This is a genomic window from Streptomyces sp. NPDC047002, assembly GCF_040704505.1.
In the GTDB taxonomy this organism is placed as follows: Bacteria; Actinomycetota; Actinomycetes; order Streptomycetales; family Streptomycetaceae; genus Streptomyces.
In genome coordinates this window covers 26,061-49,104 of record NZ_JBEYWC010000038.1, presented here as the reverse complement: position 1 = coordinate 49,104, position 23,044 = coordinate 26,061, and the positions used below count along the sequence as shown (strand labels likewise).

Below are 23,044 nucleotides of genomic sequence, written 5' to 3'. Positions count from 1 at the left end.
CAGGTCAGTCGGCCCTGACCTCCGTGAGGCGGCCCGTCTTCACGTCGAAGACGAAGCCCCGCACGTCGTCGCTGTGCAGCAGGAACGGCGAGGTCCGCACCCTGCGGATCGACTGGCGCACGTCCTGCTCGACGTCCTGGAACGCCTCGACCGCCCACGGCGGGCGCTGGCCGACCTCCAGCTCCAGGTCGTGCCGGAAGCCCTCCGTGATGGTCTGCATGCCGCAGCCGGTGTGGTGGATCAGCACGATGCTGGTGGTGCCGAGGGCGCGCTGGCTGATGGTGAGCGAACGGATCACGTCATCGGTGACCACGCCGCCCGCGTTGCGGATGGTGTGGCAGTCGCCCAGTTCGAGGCCGAGCGCAGCGTGCAGGTCGATCCTCGCGTCCATGCAGGCCACCACGGCCACCCGGAGCACGGGGCGGGCGTCCATGCCCGGGTCCTGGAACTTCTGCGCGTAGCGGCCGTTGGCGTCTATGAGCCGGTCGGTGACCGTGCCACCGTCGCGCGGGCCGGCCGGGGGCTCATGGGAGGAATGAGTCGAGGTCGTCATACCTATGAAGGTAAGGGGACAGGGGGCCAGGGGCCCCCTGTGGGGCCGCGACAAACAACCGGCGCCATCGTTGTGGCCGAAACCCGCCGATCCGGCGGGCCGCGCCGGAGCGGTCCGTGCGAGCCGGGCGACGCGCTGGGCGGTTGATTGACCGCAAGGGACAGTGCACTAAAGTGACGCGAAGTTCGCGGTTTCCCACCGCACACTTCCCGGAACTCCCCGCGTGCGCGGCGGACGTGCGGCTCGGCCTCCTCCCGCTCGACGGTCCGACGGCGCCCTCGCGGCGGCGGACCGCTTCCCCTTCCGAGCGGGCGGGGACCCGGCCCCCGCGTACGGCGCGCCGGATCCAGAGAGGGCGCATGAGCGAGCGCAGCGAGCGGCACGTACCCGTGATGCTCCAGAGGTGCCTTGATCTGCTGGCCCCCGCCCTCGCCGACCCCGGCGCCGTCGTCGTCGACTGCACCCTCGGCCTCGGCGGGCACAGCGAGGCGCTGCTCGCCACCTTCCCCGCGGCGCGCCTGATCGCCCTCGACCGCGACAAGGAGGCGCTGCGGCTGGCCGGCGAGCGGCTCGCCCCCCACGGCGACCGCGCCACCCTGGTGCACGCCGTCTACGACGAACTGCCCGAGGTGCTCGGCCGGCTCGGCGTCCCCCGCGTCCAGGGCGTCCTGTTCGACCTCGGTGTCTCCTCCATGCAGCTCGACGAGGCGGACCGCGGCTTCGCCTACGCCCAGGACGCGCCCCTCGACATGCGGATGGACCAGAGCGCGGGCGCAGGCGCCGCCGAGGTCCTCAACACCTACCCGCCGGGCGAACTGGTGCGCATCCTGCGCACCTACGGCGAGGAGAAGCAGGCCAAGCGGATCGTCGAGGCAATCGTGCGGGAGCGGGCCAGGGAGCCCTTCGACCGCAGCGGCCGGCTCGTCGAGCTGATCAGGGACGCGCTGCCGCAGGCCGCCAAGCGCACCGGTGGCAACCCCGCCAAGCGGACCTTCCAGGCGCTGCGCATCGAGGTCAACGGCGAGCTCGCGGTCCTGGAGCGCGCCGTGCCCGCCGCCGTCTCCGCACTCGCGGTCGGCGGCCGCATCGCCGTCCTCTCGTACCACTCGCTGGAGGACCGCATCGTCAAGCAGGTCCTGACCGCGGGCGCCACCAGCACCGCGCCCCACGGCCTGCCGGTCGTGCCCGAGCAGTACCAGCCGCGGCTCGAACTCCTCACCCGCGGCGCGGAACTGCCGGGCGAGGACGAGGTCGCAGGGAACAGCAGGGCGGCGTCGGCCCGGCTGCGCGGCGCCCGGCGCATCCGCGAGGACGCGCTGTGAGCCCCGCCCCCGGGCAGCTGCGCGGCCGGGCTGCCCGGCTCGCGGGACTGCTGCCCTCGGGCTCGGGCTCCGCGGCCCGCACCCCCTTCGTGCTGCTCGTGGTGCTGCTCCTCGCGGGCGGCCTGATCACGCTGCTCATGCTGAACTCCTCGCTCAACGAAGGATCGTTCAAGCTCAGCAAGCTCAAGAAGCAGACCCAGGACCTGACGGACGAGGAGCAGGCGCTCCAGCGCGACGTGGACGACAGCTCGGCGCCCGGCGCGCTCTCCCAGCGGGCCCGGATGCTCGGCATGGTCCCGGGCGGCAACCCCGCCTTCCTCCAGCCGGACGGCACCGTGCTCGGCAGCCCCACCCGCGCCCACGCGCTGCCCCTCCCGCGCCCCTCCCGCCCGGCGCCGAGCGCGACGCCGTCGGGCAGCCCGGCACCCTCCGGCTCCCCGGCGTCCGGCAGCCCCGCCCCCTCGGGCAGCACGGCGGCCGGGAGCCCCGCCCCGCAGACCGCGCCCGGCCCGGCCGCCACACCCGGCGCCTCCGGCACGCCCGCGCCGGGTGCCTCCCCCGCCGCCACCCCGCAGGACGGGGCCGTGCCGCTCGCACTGACCGGCGCGCCGCCCGCCCCCACGACCACCCCCGGCAGGTGACCACGTGCCCTCCAAGGAACCCCCGCGCCGCAGGGTCCCCGGTCCCGCGCGGCCCGCGGGCGGCCGGCCGGGCCAGGCCCGCGGGGCAGCGCCCGCCCGCCGCCGCACCTACCGGCCGGGGCCGCCGCGCAGGCCGAGGCGGCTGAAGCTCGGCAGCCCGAAGCCGCGGCTGCGCTTCGTCGCCCTCGGCCTCACGCTCGTCGTGCTGGTGTTCACCGTGCGGCTCCTCCAGGTGCAGGCGGTCGACGCCAGCGCGTACACCACGCGGGCCGACCAGAACCGCGTCCTCAAGAGCACCGTGGCCGCCGAGCGCGGCGAGATCACCGACCGGTCGGGCGTGCCGCTCGCCGCCAGCGACGACGCGTACGACATCACCGCAGACCCGTCGATGTTCGCGCCCGCCTTCAGCAAGGCGCCCGACACGCCCGAGCGGGCCGCGGCGCTGCTCGCCCCCGTCCTCGACGTCGACCAGGCGGCCCTGGTCAAGAAGCTGAGGACCCCGAACTCCCGCTACACGGTCCTCGCCGCCCGGCAGACCCCGCAGGTCTGGAACCAGATCAAGGACCTCAAGAACGTCCTCGCCACCAAGGCGAGCAAGGACGCGGCAGCCGGCGGCCCCGGCACCAACCCGCTCGCCGGGGTCTTCGACGAGGAGTCCACCAAGCGCGTGTACCCCAACGGCGACCTCGCCGCCGGGATACTGGGCTTCGTCAACGGGGCCGGCCACGGCGCGGGCGGCATCGAGTCGATGCTCGACAAGCAGCTCGCGGGCCGCGACGGAGAGGTCTCGTACACCCAGTCGGGCGGGCGCCGCGTGCCCACGGGGAGTTCGAGCGAGAAGCCGGCCGTGCCCGGCACGGACGTCCAGCTGACGATCGACCGCGACATCCAGTGGGAGGCCCAGCGGGCCATCTCCGACCAGGTCGCGAAGTCGAAGGCCGACCGCGGCTACGTCGTCGTGCAGAACGCGCGCACCGGCGAGGTCCTCGCCATGGCCGACGCGCCCGGCTTCGACCCCAACGACCTCTCCAGGGCCAGCGCCGACAACCTCGGCAACGCCGCGCTCCAGGACGCCTACGAGCCCGGCTCCGTCGCGAAGATCATGACGATGTCCGCGGTGCTCCAGCAGAAGGCGGCCACCCCGCTCACCCATGTGGTCGTGCCGAACCGGCTGCACCGCGGCGACCGCCTCTTCCACGACGACATCGACCACCCGACCGAGTACCTCACGCTCAACGGCGTCCTCGCCAAGTCGAGCAACATCGGCACCATCGAGGCCGCAGGACACCTCGGCAGCACCCAGGCCCAGGCCAACAAGGTGCTCTACTCGTACCTGAAGAAGTTCGGCATCGGGCAGCCCACCGGGCTCGCCTTCCCCGGCGAGACCCAGGGGCTGCTGGCCAAGCCGGGGGACTGGTCGACCTCGCAGCAGTACACCATCCCCTTCGGCCAGGGCCTGTCCATCAACGCCCTCCAGGCGGCGTCCGTGTACTCCACCATCGCCAACGGCGGGGTACGGGTGCAGCCGACGCTCGTCAAGGGCACCAGGGGCCCCGACGGCCGCTTCACACCGGGCCCCGCGCCCCGCAAGACCCGCGTCGTCAGCCCGGCGACCGCCCGCACCGTCGGCACCATGCTCGAATCCGTGGTCGGCGACGTGGAGGGCACGGGCACCTCGGCGCAGATCCCCGGCTACCGGGTGGCGGGCAAGACGGGTACCGCCAACAGGGTGGACCCCAAGACCGGCCGCTACCGCGGCTACACCGCCTCCTTCGCCGGCTTCGCGCCCGTCGACAAGCCGCAGATCACCGTCTACTGCGCCATCCAGAACCCGACCAAGGGCGCCTACTTCGGCGGCTCGATCTGCGGTCCCATCTTCAAGAAGGTCATGGAGTTCTCCCTCAAGACGCTGCAGGTCCCGCCGACCGGGAGCGCCCCCGCGCGGCTGCCGGTCACCTTCGACCCGGGATCCGGCGACTGACCCCTCAAGGCACCAGGAACCGCCAGTGACGATCGACACCACACCACCGGGCGACCGCCCCGCCACCGCGGGGACCGCCCGCGCCTCGCTTGGCCCGAGCCCCGCGCGTGCGGGTACGCTCACCGCCGTGCCACACGCTGATCAGACCCCGACCGACACCGCGCCCGCCCCCGAGAACAGGCCGGGGACCCCGCGGCCGGAACGGGTGGACCCCACCCCGCTCGCCGACCTGGCCGCCCTGCTCGACACCGGCGCGCCGGCCGCGGACGCCACGGTCACCGGCATCACCCACGACTCGCGGGCCGTGCGCCCGGGCGACGTGTACGCGGCCCTGCCGGGCGCGCGCGTCCACGGCGCCGACTACGCCGCGCAGGCCGCCGAGCTCGGCGCGGCCGCCGTCCTGACCGACCCGGGCGGCCGGGAGCGCGCCGGGGCCACCGGGCTGCCCGTGCTCGTCGTGCCCGACCCGCGCGCCCGGATGGGCGAACTGGCCGCCACGATCTACGGCCACCCCGGCGCCGACCTCCTCCAGATCGGCATCACCGGCACCTCGGGCAAGACCACCACCGCCTACCTCGTCGAGGGCGGGCTGCGCGGCGCCGGCCACAGCACGGGCCTGATCGGCACGGTCGAGATGCGCGTGGGCAACGAGCGCATCAAGTCCGAGCGCACCACCCCCGAGGCCACCGACCTGCAGGCCCTCTTCGCGGTCATGCGCGAGCACGGCACCACCTCGGTCGCCATGGAGGTCTCCAGCCACGCCCTGGTGCTCGGCCGGGTCGACGGCTGCGTCTTCGACGTCGCCGTCTTCAACAACCTGAGCCCCGAGCACATGGAGTTCCACCACGGCATGGAGGACTACTTCCAGGCCAAGGCGAGCCTGTTCACCCCGCGGCGCAGCCGCAGGGGCGTCGTCAACTACGACGACGAGTACGGCCGCAGGCTCGTCACCGAGGCGTCCGTGCCGGTCACCACGTTCTCCGCCGAGGGCCACCCCGACGCCGACTGGCGCGCCGAGGACGTCGAGGTCGGCTCGCACCGCTCCGGCTTCACCGTCGTCGGCCCCGACGGCGTGCGGGTGCACGCCGAGGCGCCGCTGCCGGGACCGTTCAACGTCGCCAACACCCTCGCCGCCGTCGTCGCGCTCGCCGTCGCGGGCATCGACCCGCAGGCGGCCGCCGACGGCGTCGGCGCCGTGCCCGGCGTCCCCGGCCGCCTGGAGCGCGTCGACGCGGGCCAGCCGTACCTCGCCGTCGTCGACTACGCGCACAAGACCGACGCCGTCGAGTCCGTCCTGCGCTCCCTGCGCAAGGTCACCAAGGGCCAGGTGCACATCGTGCTGGGCTGCGGCGGCGACCGCGACACCACCAAGCGCGGCCCGATGGGCGCAGCGGCCGCGCGCCTCGCCGACACCGCCGTCCTCACCTCGGACAACCCGCGCTCCGAGGACCCCCTCGCGATCCTCGCCGCGATGGTCGCGGGCGCCGCCGAGGTGCCCGTCCACGAGCGGGGCGCCGTCCTGCTCGACGCCGACCGCGCCTCCGCCATCGCCACCGCAGTCGCCCGCGCCCAGCCCGGGGACACCGTCCTCGTCGCGGGCAAGGGCCACGAGCAGGGCCAGGACATCGCGGGCGTGGTACGCCCCTTCGACGACCGGGAGGTCCTGCGCGACGCCATCGCACGCTCGCTCCACGACGAGCCCCGTCACGAGAACAGCCGCCACAGGAACAACAGTCAGGGATGACCAAGTGATCACCCTCTCCCTCGCCGAGGTCGCCGAAATCGTCGGCGGGCAGGCGTGCGACATACCGGCACCGGGTGCCAAGGACGTCCAGGTCACCGGGCCCGTCGTCTACGACTCCCGCGCGGTGGAGCCCGGCGGCCTCTTCGCGGCCTTCGCCGGCGAACGCGTCGACGGCCACGACTACGCCGCGCGGGCCGTCGAGGCCGGCGCGGTCGCCGTGCTGGCCACCCGTCCCGTCGGCGTGCCCGCGATCGTCGTCGGCAACGTGGTCGAGGCGCTCGGCGCGCTCGCCAAGGCCGTCGTGGAGCGCCTCGGCGCCTCCGTGGTCGCGCTCACCGGCTCGGCGGGCAAGACGAGCACCAAGGACCTCATCGCCCAGCTGCTGCGCAGCAAGGCGCCCACCATCTGGCCCGAGGGCAACCTCAACAACGAGATCGGCCTGCCGATCACCGCCCTGCGTGCCGTGGCGGACACCCGCTACCTGGTCCTGGAGATGGGCGCGCGCTACATCGGCGACATCCGCTACCTGACCGGCCTCGTGCCGCCCCGCGTGGGCGTCGTCCTGAACGTGGGCACCGCCCACCTCGGGGAGTTCGGCAGCCGCGAGAACATCGCCATCGCCAAGGGCGAGATGGTCGAGTCGCTGCCGTCCGCCGAGGAGGGCGGCATCGCCGTGCTCAACGCCGACGACGCCCTCGTACGCGAGATGGCCTCCCGCACCACGGCCCGCGTCGTGTACTTCGGGGAGTCGGACAAGGCAGACGTACGGGCGGAGAACGTACGCCTCACGGACACGGGACAGGCCGCATTCCTGCTCCGGACACCCTCCGGGTGCAGGGACGTGACGCTGCGGCTGTACGGTGAGCACCACGTGTCGAACGCGCTCGCCGCGGCCGCCGTAGCCCACGAGTTGGGGCTTTCCGTCGACGAGATCGCCGAGGCGCTCGGGTCGGCAGGGTCCCTCTCCCGCTGGCGTATGGAGGTCACCGAGCGCTCGGACGGTGTGACGATCGTCAACGACGCCTACAACGCGAACCCCGAATCCATGCGAGCCGCGCTCCGCGCGCTGGTCGCCATGGGTGGCGCCGCACGTGCCGGAGGGGGGCGCACCTGGGCGGTGCTCGGCCCGATGGCCGAGCTCGGGGACGACGAACTCGCCGAGCACGACGCGATCGGGCGGCTCGCCGTCCGGCTCAACGTCAACAAGCTCGTGGCGGTCGGGGGCAGGGAAGCGTCCTGGCTGCGACTGGGCGCTTACAACGAGGGTTCGTGGGGTGAGGAGTCGGTGCACGTGTCCGACGCACGGGCGGCGATCGACCTGTTGCGCAGGGAACTGCGTCCGGGAGACGTCGTGCTGGTGAAGGCATCCAGGTCGGCAGCGCTGGAGAGGGTGGCCCTCGCCCTGCTCGACGGCGCGGCCGAGGGCGAGGTCGCCGGCCGATGAGGCAGATCCTCTTCGCGGGGGCCATCGGGCTCTTCCTGACCCTGATCGGCACCCCGCTGCTCATCAAGCTGCTGGCCCGCAAGGGGTACGGACAGTTCATCAGGGACGACGGTCCGCGCACCCACGGCAGCAAGAAGGGCACGCCCACCATGGGCGGTATCGCCTTCATCCTGGCGACGCTCATCGCGTACGTCCTGGCGAAGGTGGTCACGGGCGAGGACTTCCACTTCTCCGGGATCCTCGTGCTGTTCCTGATGACCGGGATGGGGCTCGTCGGGTTCCTCGACGACTACATCAAGATCGTCAAGCAGCGGTCGCTGGGCCTGCGGGCCAAGGCGAAGATGGCCGGGCAGCTGATCGTGGGCATCGCCTTCGCGGTGCTCGCGCTCCAGGACCCGAACACCCGCGGGATCACGCCCGCCTCGACCAAGCTGTCGTTCGTCACGGACTTCGGCTGGTCCATCGGGCCCGTCGTGTTCGTCGTCTGGGCGCTGTTCATGATCCTCGCGATGTCGAACGGCGTGAACCTGACGGACGGCCTCGACGGGCTCGCCACGGGCGCCTCGGTGATGGTGTTCGGCGCGTACACCTTCATCGGCCTGTGGCAGTTCCAGGAGTCCTGCGCCAACGCGGGCACCCTGACCAACCCCAACGCCTGCTTCGAGGTACGGGACCCGCTCGACCTCGCCGTCGTGGCGTCCGCCCTGATGGGCGCCTGCTTCGGCTTCCTGTGGTGGAACACGTCCCCGGCGAAGATCTTCATGGGCGACACCGGTTCGCTGGCGCTCGGCGGCGCGTTCGCCGGCCTCGCCATCACCTCGCGCACCGAGTTCCTGATGGCCGTGCTCGGCGGCCTGTTCGTCCTGATCACCATGTCCGTGGTGATCCAGGTCGGCTCCTTCCGCATGACCGGGAGGCGGGTCTTCAGGATGGCCCCGCTCCAGCACCACTTCGAGCTCAAGGGGTGGTCCGAGGTCCTTGTGGTGGTCAGGTTCTGGATCATCCAGGGCATGTGCGTGATCGTCGGCCTCGGCCTCTTCTACGCGGGATGGGCGGCCCAGAAGTGAGCACGGACGGCTGGCACGGCAGGCGCGTGACCGTCGCGGGACTCGGGGTCTCCGGGGTCCCGGCGGCGCGCGTCCTGCACGGCCTCGGCGCCGAGGTCACCGTCGTCAACGACGGCGAGGACGACCGCTCGCGCGCCCAGGCGCGCGAGCTGGCCGATCTCGGCGTCACCGTCAGGCTCGGCGACGGCGACACGCTGCCCGCGGGCACGGAGTTGGTCGTCACCGCGCCCGGCTGGCGTCCCGACAAGCCGCTGTTCGCGGCCGCCGCCGCCGCGGGCGTGGAGGTCTGGGGCGACGTCGAACTCGCCTGGCGGCTGCGCGGCGAGGGGGCGGCGCCCTGGCTCGCCGTCACCGGCACCAACGGCAAGACCACCACCGTGCGGATGCTCGCCGCGATCCTCGCCGCCGCGGGCCTGCGCACGGCCGCGGTCGGCAACATCGGCGTCTCCCTGCTCGACGCCGTCACCGGCGACGAGCCGTACGACGTGCTCGCCGTCGAGCTCTCCAGCTACCAGCTGCACTGGGCGCCCAGCCTGCGCGCCCACTCCGCCGCGGTCCTCAACCTCGCCCCCGACCACCTCGACTGGCACGGCTCCATGGAGGCGTACGCCGCGGACAAGGGCCGGATCTACGAGGGCAACCAGGTCGCGTGCGTCTACAACGCGGCGGACAAGGCCACGTCCGACCTGGTGCGCGCCGCCGACGTCGAGGAGGGCTGCCGCGCGATCGGCTTCACCCTCGGCGCCCCGGGGCCCTCGGAACTCGGCGTCGTGGACGGGCTCCTGGTCGACCGGGCGTTCGTCGAGGACCGGCAGCGCCAGGCGCAGGAGCTCGCCGAGGCCGCGGACGTGACCCCCGCCGTGCCGCACAACATCGCCAACGCCCTGGCCGCCGCTGCCCTCGCCCGCGCGTACGGCGTCCCGGCCGCCGCCGTACGGGACGGGCTGCGCGCCTTCCGCCCCGACCCGCACCGCATGGAGCACGTCGCCGACATCGCGGGCGTCACGTACATCGACGACTCCAAGGCGACCAACACCCACGCCACCGAGGCGTCCCTCGCCTCCTACGAACCGATCGTCTGGATCGCCGGGGGCCTCGCCAAGGGCGCGACCTTCGACGAGCTGGTCGCGGGGGCGGCGGCGCGGCTGCGCGGTGCCGTCCTGATCGGCGCCGACCGCGGCCTGATCAGGGAAGCGCTGGCGCGACACGCCCCGCAGGTCCCGGTGGTCGACCTCGAACGGACCGACACTGGGGCGATGGCGGCGGCGGTCCGCGAGGCGACGCGCCTCGCACAGCCAGGGGACACGGTCCTGATGGCCCCGGCCTGCGCGTCGATGGACATGTTCGCCAACTACAACAAGCGGGGCGAGGCGTTCGCGCAGGCCGTGCGCTCGCTCGCAGCGGAGCATGCCTGACCGGCGGGCCCAGGCGCCCCGCCGGGCTCGACTGGAGGGGACACCAACCATGCCGGCCGACGACCCCCAGCACGCCGACGGCGCGTCAGGGCGACGGAAGAAGGCGCAGCGGCGCCCGTCGGCCGCCGCCGGGGCGCTGCCCGGGACGGACCTCGCCGCCGCGGGAGTGCCCGGCGCGGCCCTGCGGAGCGGCGCCCCCGGCGCCGGGCCGCGGGCCGGGCGGGCCCCCGCCCCCCGCGGCGCCGCCGCACGGCCGCGGCCGCCGCGCCGCCCCGCGGGCCCGCCCAGGGGCGCGGCCGCGCTGCGCAGGCGGTTCGAGCAGGCCAGGCGCGCCTGGGACCGCCCGCTCACCGCGTACTACCTGATCATCGGCAGCGCCGCGCTGATCATCGTGCTCGGACTCGTGATGGTCTACTCGGCCTCGATGATCAAGGCACTCGAACTCTCGCTGCCCGCCTCGTACTTCTTCCGCAAGCAGTTCCTCGCCGCGCTGATCGGCGGCGTCCTGCTGCTCGTCGCCACCCGCATGCCGGTCAGGCTGCACCGGGCGCTCGCCTACCCGCTGCTGGTCGTGACCGTCTTCCTGATGGCGCTCGTGCAGGTGCCGGGGATAGGGCAGTCGGTCAACGGCAACCAGAACTGGATCGGCTTCGGCGCCTTCCAGCTCCAGCCCAGCGAGTTCGGCAAGCTCGCGCTCGTCCTGTGGGGCGCCGACCTGCTCGCGCGCAAGCAGGAGAAGCGGCTGCTCAACCAGTGGAAGCACCTGCTGGTGCCGCTGGTGCCGTGCGCGTTCTTCCTGCTGGGCCTGATCATGCTCGGCGGCGACCTGGGCACCGCGATCATCCTCACCGCGATCCTCTTCGGCCTGCTCTGGCTCGCGGGGGCGCCCACCAGGCTGTTCGCCGGGGTGCTCGGCGTCGCGCTCGCCATCGGCGCCATGCTCGTCAAGACGAGTCCCAACCGGATGGGCCGCCTCGACTGCATCGGCGCGAGCGCCCTCGGCCCCGACGACCAGTGCTGGCAGGCCGTGCACGGCCTCTACGCGCTCGCGGGCGGCGGCTGGTTCGGCTCGGGCCTCGGCGCCAGTGTGGAGAAATGGGGCCAGCTGCCAGAACCCCACACCGACTTCATTTTCGCCATCACCGGGGAGGAACTGGGCCTGGCAGGGACGCTGTCGGTGCTCGCCCTGTTCGCGGCTCTAGGCTATGCGGGTATCCGCGTGGCCGGAAGCACGGAGGACCCCTTCGTGAGGTACGCCGCGGGAGGCGTGACCACCTGGATCACGGCCCAGGCCGTGGTCAACATCGGTGCCGTGCTCGGCCTGCTGCCGATCGCGGGCGTCCCGCTCCCGCTGTTCTCCTACGGAGGGTCGGCCCTGCTTCCGACGATGTTCGCCGTCGGACTGCTGATCGCCTTCGCGCGGCAGGAGCCGGCGGCGAAGGCGGCTCTCGCCATGCGGGCGTCCGCCCCCGGCAGGAGGCCGGGCGGGCTGAGATGGATGACGATGAGACGGCGCGTCAAGCAGAGGCCGTCCGGAGAGCGGTGAATTTCGGTGCATGTCGTACTCGCAGGCGGAGGGACCGCCGGCCACATCGAGCCCGCGCTCGCCCTCGCGGACGCGCTGCGCAGGGCCGATCCCACCACCGGGATCACGGCGCTCGGCACGGAGCGCGGCCTGGAGACCAGGCTCGTCCCCGAGCGGGGGTACGAACTGGCGCTCATCCCCGCTGTGCCGCTGCCCCGCAAGCCCACGCCCGAGCTGATCACGGTGCCGGGGCGGCTGCGTGGCACCATCAAGGCGGCCGAGCAGATCATGGAGCGGACCAAGGCCGACTGCGTGGTCGGCTTCGGCGGCTACGTGGCGCTGCCCGGCTATCTCGCGGCCAAGCGGCTCGGCGTCCCGATCGTCATCCACGAGGCCAACGCGCGCCCCGGCCTCGCCAACAAGATCGGCTCGCGCTACGCCGCGGCCGTCGCCGTCTCCACCCCCGACAGCAAGCTGCGCGGCGCCCGCTACATCGGCATCCCGCTGCGCCGCACCATCGCCATGCTCGACCGCGCGAAGGTCCGGCCCGAGGCGCGGGCCGCGTTCGGCCTCGACCCCAACCTGCCGACGCTGCTGGTCTCCGGTGGCTCGCAGGGCGCCCGCAGGCTCAACGAGGTGGTCCAGCAGGTCGCCCCGGTGCTCCAGCGCTCCGGCATCCAGATCCTGCACGCGGTCGGCCCGAAGAACGAAATGCCGCACGTGGACAACATGCCGGGAATGCCGCCCTACATCCCGGTACCGTACGTGGACCGGATGGATCTCGCGTACGCCGCGGCCGACATGATGCTCTGCCGCGCGGGCGCGATGACGGTGGCGGAGCTCTCCGCCGTCGGGCTGCCCGCCGCCTATGTGCCGCTGCCGATCGGCAACGGCGAACAGCGGCTCAACGCCCAGCCGGTGGTGAAGGCGGGCGGCGGACTCCTCGTCGACGACGCGGAGCTGACCCCCCAGTGGGTGCAGAGCAGCGTCCTTCCGGTACTGGCCGATCCGCACCGGCTGTACGAAATGTCCCGGGCGGCCTCCGAGTTCGGCCGCAGGGACGCCGACGACCTGCTCGTCGGCATGGTGTACGAGGCGATCGCCGCACACCGTCAGGTGTGAGGCACGGGCTCGCGGGCCCAACCGACCGAGAGGCAGGGGCACATGGCCGGACCGACCACAGCCGAGCGCGACGCGCGGCAGCCGCGGTCGGAGTCCGGCCGCCCCGGCGGCGAGCGGTCCGGGGGCCCGCGCGTCCCCCTGCGCAGGCTGATCGTCGTACTGGCCGGGGTGGTTGTGCTGCTCGGCCTCGTCCTCTGGCTCCTCTACGGCTCCTCGTGGCTGCGGCTCACCCGGGTGCAGGTCAGCGGGGGCAGGGTGCTGACGTCCGAGCAGGTGGCGGGGGCCGCGCGGGTGCCGCTCGGCTCGCCGCTCGCCTCGCTGGACACCGGTGCGGTCGAGACGCGTGTCGAACGGGCGCTGCCGCGCGTGGATTCCGTGGCGGTCTCCCGGTCGTGGCCGCACACGGCTGAGGTGAAAGTCACGGAACGTGTGCCCGTGCTGGTCATGAAGAAGGGCGCGGACTTCACCGAAGTCGACGCGAAGGGCGTGCGTTTCGACACGGTGCGGAATGCGCCCCAGGGCGTTCCGCTGCTGGAATTGACCCCGGATCCGAAGGCGGCTTCGCCCCGTTTCCCGGCCGCCAGGCTGCTGCGCGAGGCCGCGGCCGTACGGGCCGCGCTGCCCGCGCAAGTGGCCCGTGACACCCGGTCACTCCAGGTCCGGTCCTACGATTCCGTTTCCCTGCGGCTGGCGGACGGCCGTACGGTGATGTGGGGGAGCAGTGAGGAGGGTGCGGCCAAGGCGCGCGCTCTGACCGCTCTGCTCAAAGGCGCGCCCAAGGCGGGCCATTTCGACGTGAGTGCGCCCAGTGCCCCTGCGTCGTCGGTGAGTTGACGCACGTTTTCGCTGGCAGGGCCCCTGGTTGGCCAGCGCTACGGGTGATCACATAGGGTGAAAAGAAACACGGGAGGTTCGGCGTGTTCATTGAACGTCCGCCACTTGTCGCCTTAGTGTCCTGTTCGGAGAGTCCAAAGAAGTCCAAGAACAGACGCACTACTAACCCTAAACTTCAACGTTAGGGTTCGGGTCGGCGATTCGGACCGTCCCATCGGCATCAGTCGTCGCGCAGTGGATATGTCCGCGCGGCGGCACGTAACCCGAGGCGAGAGGCCTTCGACGTGGCAGCACCGCAGAACTACCTCGCAGTCATCAAGGTCATCGGTGTCGGCGGCGGTGGTGTCAATGCCATCAACCGAATGATCGAGGTCGGTCTCAAGGGTGTCGAGTTCATCGCGATCAACACCGATGCGCAAGCCCTGCTGATGAGCGACGCCGACGTCAAGCTCGACGTCGGCAGGGAACTCACCCGCGGCCTCGGCGCAGGCGCCAACCCGGCGGTCGGCCGCAAGGCGGCCGAGGACCACCGGGAGGAGATCGAGGAGGTCCTCAAGGGGGCCGACATGGTCTTCGTCACGGCGGGCGAGGGCGGCGGCACCGGCACCGGCGGCGCACCCGTCGTCGCCAACATCGCGCGCTCGCTCGGCGCCCTCACGATCGGCGTGGTCACGCGCCCGTTCACCTTCGAGGGGCGCCGCCGCGCGAACCAGGCGGAGGACGGCATCGCCGAGCTCCGCGAAGAGGTCGACACCCTCATCGTCATCCCCAACGACCGGCTGCTGTCCATCTCGGACCGCCAGGTCAGCGTGCTCGACGCGTTCAAGTCCGCGGACCAGGTGCTGCTCTCCGGCGTCCAGGGCATCACCGACCTCATCACCACGCCGGGCCTGATCAACCTCGACTTCGCCGACGTCAAGTCCGTGATGTCCGAGGCGGGCTCGGCGCTCATGGGCATCGGCTCGGCGCGCGGCGACGACCGCGCGGTGGCCGCGGCAGAGATGGCGATCTCCTCACCGCTGCTCGAAGCGTCCATCGACGGTGCACGCGGCGTGCTGCTCTCCATCTCGGGCGGCAGCGACCTCGGCCTCTTCGAGATCAACGAGGCGGCCCAACTGGTCAGCGAGGCCGCGCACCCCGAGGCCAACATCATCTTCGGCGCGGTCATCGACGACGCGCTCGGCGACGAGGTCAGGGTCACCGTGATCGCGGCGGGCTTCGACGGCGGCCAGCCGCCGGCCAGGCGCGAGACGGTACTCGGCTCGTCGGCGGGCAAGCGCGAGGAGTCCCAGGCGCCGCGTCCGCTGGACGGCGGGCGCCCCGCGTCCGGCGGCCTCGGCACGGTGCCCGCCCCCGAGGAGCCCGCGACCCCCGCGGAATCGGCTCCTCCGGTCGCGGAGAAGCCGCTCCCGCCGGTCTCCACCCCGCACGTTCCGCCGACCCGTCCGCCCTTCCAGGACAGCCAGGCCGAGGAACTGGACGTCCCGGACTTCCTCAAGTGATACGGGAAACCCTCGCGACCACGGGCGGCGCCCACTTCGCCTTCACCGACCGGTGGGGCGGGGTGAGCGCCGTTCCGTACGAGGAGCTCAACCTCGGCGGCGCGGTGGGCGACGATCCGGCAGCGGTCCTCGCCAACAGGAAGCTCGCGGCCGGGGCGCTCGGCCTCGACCCGTCCCGGGTCGTGTGGATGAACCAGGTGCACGGGCGCGAGGTCGCCCACGTCACCGGCCCGTGGGCCCCGGGCGACGCGGTTCCCGCCGTGGACGCGCTGGTCACGGCCGAACGCGGCCTGGCGCTCGCGGTCCTGACCGCGGACTGCGTGCCCGTCCTGCTCGCCGACCCGGCCGCAGGCATCGCCGCCGCCGCGCACGCGGGCCGGCCAGGACTCGTCGCGGGGGTGGTCCCCGCCGCGGTGCGCGCCATGGTGGAGCGGGGTGCCGAGCCCGCCCGGATCACCGCGTACACCGGGCCCGCCGTCTGCGGCCGGTGCTACGAAGTGCCGGACGCGATGCGCGCCGACGTCGCGGCCGCCGTGCCCGAGGCGTACGCGGAGACGAGCTGGGGCACCCCGGCGGTCGACGTCGCCGCGGGCGTCCACGCCCAGCTGGCCGGGCTCGGCGTGTGTGACCTGCGGCGCTCGCCCGTCTGCACGCGCGAGTCGGCGGACCACTACTCGTACCGCCGGGACCGCACCACCGGTCGGCTCGCCGGCTATGTCTGGCTGGACTGAGCAGATGAGCGACCGCAAGGCGGAACTCTCCCGCAATCTCACCGCCGTTCGGGACCGGATCGCCGCCGCGTGCGCGGCGGCCGGGCGCGATCCGCGGGAGGTGACCCTGATCGTGGTCACCAAGACCTACCCGGCCGACGACGTCCGCATACTCCACTCGCTCGGCGTGCGCGAGGTCGCGGAGAACCGCGACCAGGACGCGGCGCCCAAGGCAGCCGCCTGTGCGGATCTGTCGCTGAACTGGCACTTCGTGGGACAGTTGCAGACGAACAAGGCGCGCTCCGTGGTCGGTTACGCGGGCGAGGTCCAGTCGGTCGACCGGCTCAGACTGGTGGCCGCGCTGTCGGCGGCCGCGGTCCGCGCGGGACGCGAGGTCGGCTGCCTGCTCCAGGTCGCGCTCGACGCGGAGTCGGGCGAGCGGGGGGAGCGCGGCGGCGTCGCACCGGACGGCGTCGGGGAGTTGGCCGCGGCGGTGGCCGGGGCCGAGGGACTGCGGCTCGACGGTCTGATGACCGTCGCCCCGCTCGCCGGACCGTACGCGGGACGGCAACGCGCGGCGTTCGAACGGCTGGTGGAAATCTCATCCCGCCTGCGGGCGGACCATCCTGCTGCGACGATGGTCTCGGCAGGGATGAGCGCGGACCTCGAAGAGGCCGTACAGGCGGGTGCGACACATGTACGCGTCGGTACGGCGGTCCTCGGAGTCCGACCCCGGCTCGGGTAACGTCGCGAAGCAAGTCGGACCACAGTAGAAAATATGGTCATTTCCGCCGGAAGGCGGGCAGGCCGAGTGGATCGCGGACACTTGGTGACGAGTGATCCACCACAGAGCGGAGGAACCGGAGCATGGCCGGCGCGATGCGCAAGATGGCGGTGTACCTCGGCCTCGTGGAGGACGATGGGTACGACGGCAGGGGCTTCGACCCCGACGACGACTTCGAACCCGAGCCGGAGCCCGAGCGGGAGCACCGGCGTCAACCCGTGCACCAGCCGGAGCGCGAGGAGCCGGTGCGGGTGCCGGGCCCGCCTGCGCAGCGCGAACGCGAGCGCGAGCCGGTGCCGCTAGCCGCCGAAAGCGGACGACCCGCGCGAATCGCCCCCGTGTCGTCCATCACACCTGAACGTCCCAGTCTGGAGAAGAACGCACCGGTGATCATGCCCAAGGTCGTGTCGGAGCGGGAGCCCTACCGCATCACCACATTGCACCCGCGGACCTACAACGAGGCCCGTACCATCGGGGAACACTTCCGCGAAGGCACCCCGGTGATCATGAACTTGACCGAGATGGACGACACCGACGCGAAGCGACTTGTCGACTTTGCGGCAGGACTCGTCTTCGGTCTGCATGGCAGCATTGAACGCGTGACCCAGAAGGTGTTCCTGCTGTCTCCTGCTAACGTCGATGTCACGGCGGAGGACAAGGCCCGCATCGCAGAGGGCGGATTCTTCAACCAGAGCTGAGAACACGACACCGGGTACGACTCCGGCCGCCCGGCCGGACCGAGTGAAGTCAGGGGAGAGGGAAGCGCGGGATGGGCGTAGCGCTGCAGGTGATCTACATCGCTCTGATGTGCTTCCTGATCGTGCTGATCTTCCGGTTGGTCATGGACTACGTCTTCCAGTTCGCACGTTCATGGCAACCCGGGAAGGCGATGGTGGTCGTACTTGAGGCCACCTACACTGTCACCGATCCACCGCTCAAGCTTCTGCGGCGGTTCATCCCGCCGCTGCGTCTCGGGGGCGTGGCACTCGACCTGTCCTTCTTCGTTCTGATGATCATCGTTTACATTCTGATTTCCGTCGTAGGCGGGTTCGCGGGATGAGTGTGGACGATACGGTCTTGCCGACTGCCGACGACTACGTAGAGGTGAAGAAGAGATGCCGTTGACCCCCGAGGACGTGCGGAACAAGCAGTTCACGACCGTCCGCCTCCGAGAAGGCTATGACGAGGACGAGGTCGATGCCTTTCTCGACGAGGTCGAGGCCGAACTGACTCGCCTGCTCCGCGAGAACGAGGACCTGCGCGCCAAGCTGGCCGCGGCCACGCGTGCGGCCGCGCAGAACCAGCAGCAGCAGAACATGCGCAAGTCGCCCGAGCCGCAGGACCGGCAGGGTCCCGGCGGCCCGCAGGGGCAGGGCGGGCCCAACGGTCCCGTTCCCGCTGCCATATCCGGACCTCCCGTGCAGCAGCAGCCCCCGCAGATGGGTCCCCCCCAGCTGCCGGCGGGTCCGAGCGCGCACGGTCCGCAGGGCCAGCAGGGTCCCCAGGGCCCCGGCGGCCCGCAGGGGCACGGCCCCCAGGGTCCGCAGGGCCAGCACGGCCCCGGCATGCAGGGTGGTCCCGGCATGCAGGGCGGACCCATGCAGGGCGGACCCGGCATGCAGGGTGGCCCCGGCCAGATGCAGCAGCAGATGGGCGGGCCCATGCAGGGCGGTCCCGGCCCGATGCAGCAGCACATGGGCGGCCCAGGACCGATGGGCGGCCCCATGGGCGGTCCGATGGGCGGCCCAGGTCCGATGGGCCACGCACCGCAGCTCGGCCAGCCCGGCGGCCCCGGCGGCGACAGCGCCGCCCGTGTCCTCTCCCTCGCCCAGCAGACCGCCGACCAGGCGATCGCCGAGGCGCGGTCCGAGGCCAACAAGATCGTCGGTGAGGCGCGCAGCCGCGCCGAGGGCCTGGAGCGCGACGCCCGCGCCAAGGCCGACGCGCTGGAGCGGGACGCGCAGGAGAAGCACCGCGTAGCCATGGGCTCCCTGGAGTCCGCGCGCGCCACGCTTGAGCGCAAGGTCGAGGACCTGCGCGGGTTCGAGCGCGAGTACCGCACGCGTCTGAAGTCGTATCTGGAGAGCCAGCTGCGCCAGCTGGAGACCCAGGCGGACGACTCGCTCGCCCCGCCCCGCACGCCGTCGTCCGCTCCCTCGCTGCCGCCGTCGCCCTCCATGGCGTCCGCGGGCGCGGGATCGCTCGGCCACTCGATGGGCAGCGGCCCCTCCATGAACGGCGGGCCCTCGTCCGGTCCTTCGTACGGCGGCGGCCAGCAGCAGATGTCGCCCGCGATGACCCAGCCGATGGCGCCGGTCAGGCCGCAGGCCCCGCAGCCGATGCAGCAGGCGCCCTCGCCGATGCGCGGCTTCCTCATCGACGAGGACGACAACTGAGGCCGGGACGCGCGCGGCGCGCGTGAACCACTGACGGCCGTCGGCAGGCCGCACGAAGGGCCGGGCCCGAGTCCCCACCAGGACTCGGGCCCGGCCCTTTCGCCTGCCCGCGCCGCGCAGGCGACGGCGGGTCCGCCACCCGGCCCCGGGCGGCGGACCCGCCGTCCGCGCTCAGGCCTTGCGCAGGTGGAACGTCAGGCCGAGGCCCGCGTCCGTGAACGCCTCGCCGTAGCCCGCCTCCGGCTCGCCCTGGGCGAAGTCCTGCGCCAGCACCTCGTCGGCGATCAGCCCGGCGTGCCGGGTCAGGGCCTCGGTGACCTCGTCGGACGTCGAGCGCCAGCGCAGCGCGATCCGGTCGGCGACGTCGAGGCCGCTGTTCTTGCGGGCCTCCTGGATCAGCCGGATCGCGTCGCGCGCGAGACCGGCGAGCCGCAGCTCCGGGGTGATCTCCAGATCGAGGGCGACCGTCGCGCCCGCGTCCGACGCCACCGACCAGCCCTCGCGCGGGGTCTCCGTGACGATCACCTCGTCGGGCGAGAGGTCCACCCGCTCGCCGTCGACCTCCACCGACGCCGTGCCCTCGCGCAGCGCCTGCGAAAGCTCCGCGGCGTCCGCGGCGGCGACGGCCTTCGCCACGTCCTGCACCCGCTTGCCGAACCGCTTGCCCAGCGCACGGAAGTTGGCCTTCGCCGTGGTGTCCACCAGCGAGCCGCCGACCTCGGAGAGCGTCGCGAGCGCCGACACGTTCAGCTCGTCGGTGATCTGCTCGCGCAGCCCCGCGGGCAGCGACTCGAAGCCGGCGGCCGCGATCAGCGCCCGCGACAGCGGCTGGCGCGTCTTGACGCCCGACTCGGCGCGGGTGGCGCGGCCCAGCTCGACGAGCCGCCGCACCAGCGCCATCTGCCGCGACAGCGCGGGGTCGATCAGCGCGGGGTCCGGCTCCGGCCAGCTCGCCAGGTGCACCGACTCGGGCGCTGCGGGCGTCACCGGCACGACCATGTCCTGCCACACCCGCTCGGTGATGAACGGCGTCAGCGGCGCCATCAGCCGCGTGACCGTCTCGAGCACCTCGTGCAGCGTGCGCAACGCCGCCTTGTCGCCCTGCCAGAACCGGCGCCGCGAGCGGCGCACGTACCAGTTCGACAGGTCGTCGACGAACGCGGAGAGCAGCTTGCCCGCGCGCTGCGTGTCGAACGCCTCCATCGCCTGCGTGACCTGCTCGGTCAGCGTGTGCGCCTCGCCGAGCAGCCAGCGGTCCAGCAGTGGCCGGTCCGCGGGCGCCGGGTCGGCGGCGGACGGCGCCCAGCCGGAGGTGCGCGCGTACAGCGCCTGGAACGCCGCGGTGTTCCAGTACGTCAGCAGGGTCTTGCGCACGACCTCCTGGATCGTGGTGTGGCCGACCCTGCGGGCCGCCCACGGCGAGCCGCCCGCGGCCATGAACCAGCGGACCGCGTCGGCGCCGTGCTGGTCCATCAGCGGGATCGGTTCGAGGATGTTGCCCAGGTGCTTGGACATCTTCCGGCCGTCCTCGGCCAGGATGTGGCCGAGGCACACCACGTTCTCGTACGAGGACCGGTCGAAGACGAGCGTGCCGACCGCCATCAGCGTGTAGAACCACCCGCGTGTCTGGTCGATCGCCTCGGAGATGAACTGCGCCGGGTAGCGCCGCTCGAACAGCTCCTTGTTGTGGTACGGGTAGCCGTACTGCGCGAACGGCATCGAGCCCGAGTCGTACCAGGCGTCGATGACCTCCTCCACCCGGGTCGCCGTCTCGCCGCACTCCGGGCACGGGAAGGTGACCTCGTCGATGTACGGGCGGTGCGGGTCGAGGCCCGACTGGTCGGTGCCGGTCAGCTCCGTCAGCTCGGCGCGCGAGCCCACGCAGGTCAGGTGCCCCTCGTCGGACGCGCAGCGCCAGACGGGCAGCGGCGTGCCCCAGTAGCGCTTGCGGGACAGCGCCCAGTCGACGTTGTTGTCCAGCCAGTCCCCGTACCTGCCGTGCTTGACCGAGTCGGGGAACCAGTTGGTCCGCTCGTTCTCCGCGAGCAGGCGGTCCTTCACGGCCGTCGTGCGGATGTACCAGGACGGCTGCGCGTAGTAGAGGAGCGCGGTGTGGCAGCGCCAGCAGTGCGGGTAGCTGTGCTCGTACGGCAGGTGCCGGAAAAGCAGGCCCCTGGCGCGCAGGTCCTCCGTCAGCGCCTCGTCGGCCTTCTTGAAGAACACGCCGCCGACCAGCGGCACGTTTTCCTCGAAGGTGCCGTTCGGACGGACCGGGTTGACCACGGGGAGGCCGTACGCGCGGCAGACCTTGAGGTCCTCCTCACCGAAGGCGGGGGACTGGTGGACGAGTCCTGTGCCGTCCTCCGTCGTCACGTACTCGGCGTTGACGACGTAGTGCGCGTCGGTGCCCTCGGGGAACGCGACCAGGTCGAAGGGGCGGCGGTAGGTCCACCGCTCCATCTCCCTGCCGGTGAAGGACTCGCCGGTCGGCTCCCAGCCCTCTCCGAGCGCCTTCGCAAGCAGCGGCTCGGCGACCACGACCTGCTCCTGGCCGTCGCCCGCCACCACGTACCGCACGTCGGGGTGCGCGGCCACGGCGGTGTTCGAGACCAGCGTCCACGGGGTGGTCGTCCACACCAGCATCGACGCACGGCCGGCGAGCGGGCCCGAGGTCAGAGGGAAGCGCACGTAGACGGACGGGTCGACGACCGTCTCGTACCCCTGCGCGAGCTCGTGGTCCGACAGGCCCGTCTCGTCGCGCGGGCACCAGGGGGCGACCCGGTGGTCCTGCACGAGCAGGCCCTTGTCGAAGATCTGCTTCAGCGACCACCAGACCGAGTCCACGTACTCGGGACTCATCGTCCAGTACGCGTTGTCCATGTCGAGCCAGTAGCCCATCCGGTCGGTGAGCTGCTCGAAGGCGTCCGTGTGCCGGGTCACGGAGGCGCGGCACCGGTCGTTGAACGCGGCGATGCCGTACGCCTCGATGTCCTTCTTGCCCTCGAAGCCGAGCTCCTTCTCGACCGCGAGCTCGACCGGCAGGCCGTGGCAGTCCCAGCCGGCCTTGCGGGGCACGTGATAGCCGCGCATGGTGCGGTAGCGGGGGAAGACGTCCTTGAAGACGCGGGCCTCGATGTGGTGGGCGCCGGGCATGCCGTTCGCGGTGGGCGGGCCCTCGTTGAAGACCCACTCGGGGCGGCCCTCGGTCTGCTCCATGCTCTTGGCGAAGATCTTCGCCTCGCGCCAGAAGTCGAGCACGGCGTGTTCGAGGGCGGGCAGGTCGACCTGCGCGGGTACCGGGCGGTACTGCGGCGGGGTCACTGATGTCATCGGGCGCTTCCTCCGGCGGGGCTGCGGCATCTCCGTCCGGAGGGACGAGAGCAGGAACTCCCGCGGTACCACCCTCCTTGGCCCCGGGCACAGCCGCGCCCGGCGCCCCCTCATTGGGGTCGCGCTGCCGGGTCTAGTCACCCGCCGCGTGCCGCGGGCTTTCTTCCGGCGGCTCCGGGGTGATCCTTCGCACCGCGCTCTGCCCCCGGGCTCGCACCGTCCCCGGGTCGCTCCTGGCCGCTCTCGGGCTACTCGTCCCCATCCACGCCTCTCGCTCGGCCCAGTGTACGGCCAGCCCGGCCGGTGCCGTACCGGTGCGCCACACGGCGGCGGGCATGACCCGGATGGTCACATCCGCGCACCGGGCCGCGCCGGGGGTGCGGAGGTGGCGAGGAGTGCGGATTACCCGCCGGACTGCTGGGCACAACGGATGCAGACGCTCGCGGAGAGGCCGGGTGGAGGGAACAAAAGGGGCGGCGTGCCCCGTTGCCGCGGAGCTGGTGTCGATTTATCGTCCCAACACGATTTGCGGGCAAGATCACGAAATGTGAAGGGGCCGCGGCCATGGCGAAGAAACCGACCAGGGCGGACTCCGCGACCCCGGACACCCCCGCGAAGCGAGCGTCCGAAGGCTCACCTGACAGCCGGACGGCACCGAAGAAGGCCGCCCCCAG

General features: G+C 72.4%; 18 protein-coding genes. 16 read left to right on the top strand and 2 right to left on the bottom strand.

Features of this window, described 5'->3' with window-relative positions; genetic code table 11:
• Nucleotides 1-4: 4 nt before the first annotated feature.
• Nucleotides 5-553: a carbonic anhydrase gene (locus AB0910_RS27290; RefSeq protein ID WP_366747309.1), complete on the bottom strand. Its 549-nt coding sequence runs from the start codon at nucleotides 551-553 to the stop codon at nucleotides 5-7.
• Nucleotides 554-912: 359 nt separating this feature from the next.
• Here AB0910_RS27290 and rsmH point away from each other — a divergent pair, with 359 nt between their 5' ends.
• The 16 genes from rsmH (at nucleotide 913) to AB0910_RS27210 (ending at nucleotide 19,040) form a co-directional block, all read left to right on the top strand.
• Complete coding sequence (rsmH, locus tag AB0910_RS27285) at nucleotides 913-1,875, top strand: 16S rRNA (cytosine(1402)-N(4))-methyltransferase RsmH (RefSeq protein WP_366747308.1); 963 nt, start codon at nucleotides 913-915, stop codon at nucleotides 1,873-1,875.
• The gene (locus AB0910_RS27280) at nucleotides 1,872-2,516 is read left to right on the top strand and encodes a hypothetical protein (RefSeq protein ID WP_366747307.1); all 645 of its coding nucleotides are present in this window, start codon (nucleotides 1,872-1,874) and stop codon (nucleotides 2,514-2,516) included. The genes rsmH and AB0910_RS27280 overlap by 4 nt, the downstream gene beginning before the upstream one ends.
• Nucleotides 2,517-2,520: 4 nt before the next feature.
• Complete coding sequence (locus AB0910_RS27275; RefSeq protein WP_366747306.1) at nucleotides 2,521-4,497, top strand: penicillin-binding protein 2; 1,977 nt, start codon at nucleotides 2,521-2,523, stop codon at nucleotides 4,495-4,497.
• 127 nt (nucleotides 4,498-4,624) lie between these two features.
• Nucleotides 4,625-6,241 (top strand): UDP-N-acetylmuramoyl-L-alanyl-D-glutamate--2,6-diaminopimelate ligase, encoded by a 1,617-nt coding sequence (locus AB0910_RS27270; protein WP_366747305.1) that lies wholly within the window; start codon nucleotides 4,625-4,627, stop codon nucleotides 6,239-6,241.
• Nucleotides 6,242-6,245: 4 nt separating this feature from the next.
• Nucleotides 6,246-7,685: a UDP-N-acetylmuramoyl-tripeptide--D-alanyl-D-alanine ligase gene (gene murF / locus AB0910_RS27265; protein ID WP_366747304.1), complete on the top strand. Its 1,440-nt coding sequence runs from the start codon at nucleotides 6,246-6,248 to the stop codon at nucleotides 7,683-7,685.
• Nucleotides 7,682-8,752: a phospho-N-acetylmuramoyl-pentapeptide-transferase gene (gene mraY / locus AB0910_RS27260; protein WP_345655503.1), complete on the top strand. Its 1,071-nt coding sequence runs from the start codon at nucleotides 7,682-7,684 to the stop codon at nucleotides 8,750-8,752. Before murF ends, mraY begins: the two co-directional genes overlap by 4 nt.
• Nucleotides 8,734-10,167 carry a UDP-N-acetylmuramoyl-L-alanine--D-glutamate ligase gene (murD, locus tag AB0910_RS27255; protein WP_366747303.1) on the top strand — a complete coding sequence of 478 codons (1,434 nt, stop codon included), beginning with the start codon at nucleotides 8,734-8,736 and terminating at the stop codon, nucleotides 10,165-10,167. Before mraY ends, murD begins: the two co-directional genes overlap by 19 nt.
• 49 nt (nucleotides 10,168-10,216) lie before the next feature.
• Nucleotides 10,217-11,713, top strand: a complete 1,497-nt coding sequence (gene ftsW, locus AB0910_RS27250; RefSeq protein ID WP_366747302.1) for a putative lipid II flippase FtsW — start codon at nucleotides 10,217-10,219, stop codon at nucleotides 11,711-11,713.
• 6 nt (nucleotides 11,714-11,719) lie between these two features.
• Nucleotides 11,720-12,814: an undecaprenyldiphospho-muramoylpentapeptide beta-N-acetylglucosaminyltransferase gene (murG, locus tag AB0910_RS27245; RefSeq protein WP_366747301.1), complete on the top strand. Its 1,095-nt coding sequence runs from the start codon at nucleotides 11,720-11,722 to the stop codon at nucleotides 12,812-12,814.
• Nucleotides 12,815-12,856: 42 nt separating this feature from the next.
• A complete protein-coding gene (locus AB0910_RS27240) occupies nucleotides 12,857-13,648 on the top strand; it encodes an FtsQ-type POTRA domain-containing protein (protein WP_366747300.1) in 792 nt (263 codons plus the stop codon).
• Nucleotides 13,649-13,932: 284 nt separating this feature from the next.
• Nucleotides 13,933-15,150, top strand: a complete 1,218-nt coding sequence (gene ftsZ / locus AB0910_RS27235; protein WP_366747299.1) for a cell division protein FtsZ — start codon at nucleotides 13,933-13,935, stop codon at nucleotides 15,148-15,150.
• Complete coding sequence (pgeF, locus tag AB0910_RS27230) at nucleotides 15,150-15,881, top strand: peptidoglycan editing factor PgeF (RefSeq protein WP_366747333.1); 732 nt, start codon at nucleotides 15,150-15,152, stop codon at nucleotides 15,879-15,881. Before ftsZ ends, pgeF begins: the two co-directional genes overlap by 1 nt.
• A 4-nt stretch (nucleotides 15,882-15,885) precedes the next feature.
• Nucleotides 15,886-16,605, top strand: coding sequence for a YggS family pyridoxal phosphate-dependent enzyme (locus AB0910_RS27225; protein WP_366747298.1), 720 nt, complete (start codon nucleotides 15,886-15,888; stop codon nucleotides 16,603-16,605).
• A 122-nt stretch (nucleotides 16,606-16,727) separates the two neighbouring features.
• The gene (sepF, locus tag AB0910_RS27220) at nucleotides 16,728-17,342 is read left to right on the top strand and encodes a cell division protein SepF (protein ID WP_366747297.1); all 615 of its coding nucleotides are present in this window, start codon (nucleotides 16,728-16,730) and stop codon (nucleotides 17,340-17,342) included.
• A 71-nt stretch (nucleotides 17,343-17,413) separates the two neighbouring features.
• Nucleotides 17,414-17,704: a YggT family protein gene (locus AB0910_RS27215; protein WP_329458312.1), complete on the top strand. Its 291-nt coding sequence runs from the start codon at nucleotides 17,414-17,416 to the stop codon at nucleotides 17,702-17,704.
• Nucleotides 17,705-17,759: 55 nt separating this feature from the next.
• Entirely contained in the window at nucleotides 17,760-19,040 is a 1,281-nt protein-coding gene (locus AB0910_RS27210; RefSeq protein WP_366747296.1) for a DivIVA domain-containing protein, read from the top strand.
• A gap of 171 nt (nucleotides 19,041-19,211) precedes the next feature.
• Here AB0910_RS27210 and ileS read toward each other — a convergent pair whose 3' ends face one another.
• On the bottom strand, nucleotides 19,212-22,361 hold the full coding sequence (ileS, locus tag AB0910_RS27205) for an isoleucine--tRNA ligase (RefSeq protein ID WP_366747332.1): 3,150 nt from the start codon (nucleotides 22,359-22,361) through the stop codon (nucleotides 19,212-19,214).
• Nucleotides 22,362-23,044: the final 683 nt, after the last annotated feature.

Excerpts from the sequence above, each read along its gene's own strand:
- AB0910_RS27225 (WP_366747298.1), top strand. The coding sequence starts at position 15,886 with ATGAGCGACCGCAAGGCGGAACTCTCCCGCAATCTCACCGCCGTTCGG.
- mraY (WP_345655503.1), top strand. The coding sequence starts at position 7,682 with ATGAGGCAGATCCTCTTCGCGGGGGCCATCGGGCTCTTCCTGACCCTG.
- AB0910_RS27240 (WP_366747300.1), top strand. The coding sequence starts at position 12,857 with ATGGCCGGACCGACCACAGCCGAGCGCGACGCGCGGCAGCCGCGGTCG.
- rsmH (WP_366747308.1), top strand. The coding sequence starts at position 913 with ATGAGCGAGCGCAGCGAGCGGCACGTACCCGTGATGCTCCAGAGGTGC.
- AB0910_RS27215 (WP_329458312.1), top strand. The coding sequence starts at position 17,414 with ATGGGCGTAGCGCTGCAGGTGATCTACATCGCTCTGATGTGCTTCCTG.
- ftsW (WP_366747302.1), top strand. The coding sequence starts at position 10,217 with ATGCCGGCCGACGACCCCCAGCACGCCGACGGCGCGTCAGGGCGACGG.
- murD (WP_366747303.1), top strand. The coding sequence starts at position 8,734 with ATGGGCGGCCCAGAAGTGAGCACGGACGGCTGGCACGGCAGGCGCGTG.
- sepF (WP_366747297.1), top strand. The coding sequence starts at position 16,728 with ATGGCCGGCGCGATGCGCAAGATGGCGGTGTACCTCGGCCTCGTGGAG.
- AB0910_RS27290 (WP_366747309.1), bottom strand. The coding sequence starts at position 553 with ATGACGACCTCGACTCATTCCTCCCATGAGCCCCCGGCCGGCCCGCGC.
- AB0910_RS27210 (WP_366747296.1), top strand. The coding sequence starts at position 17,760 with ATGCCGTTGACCCCCGAGGACGTGCGGAACAAGCAGTTCACGACCGTC.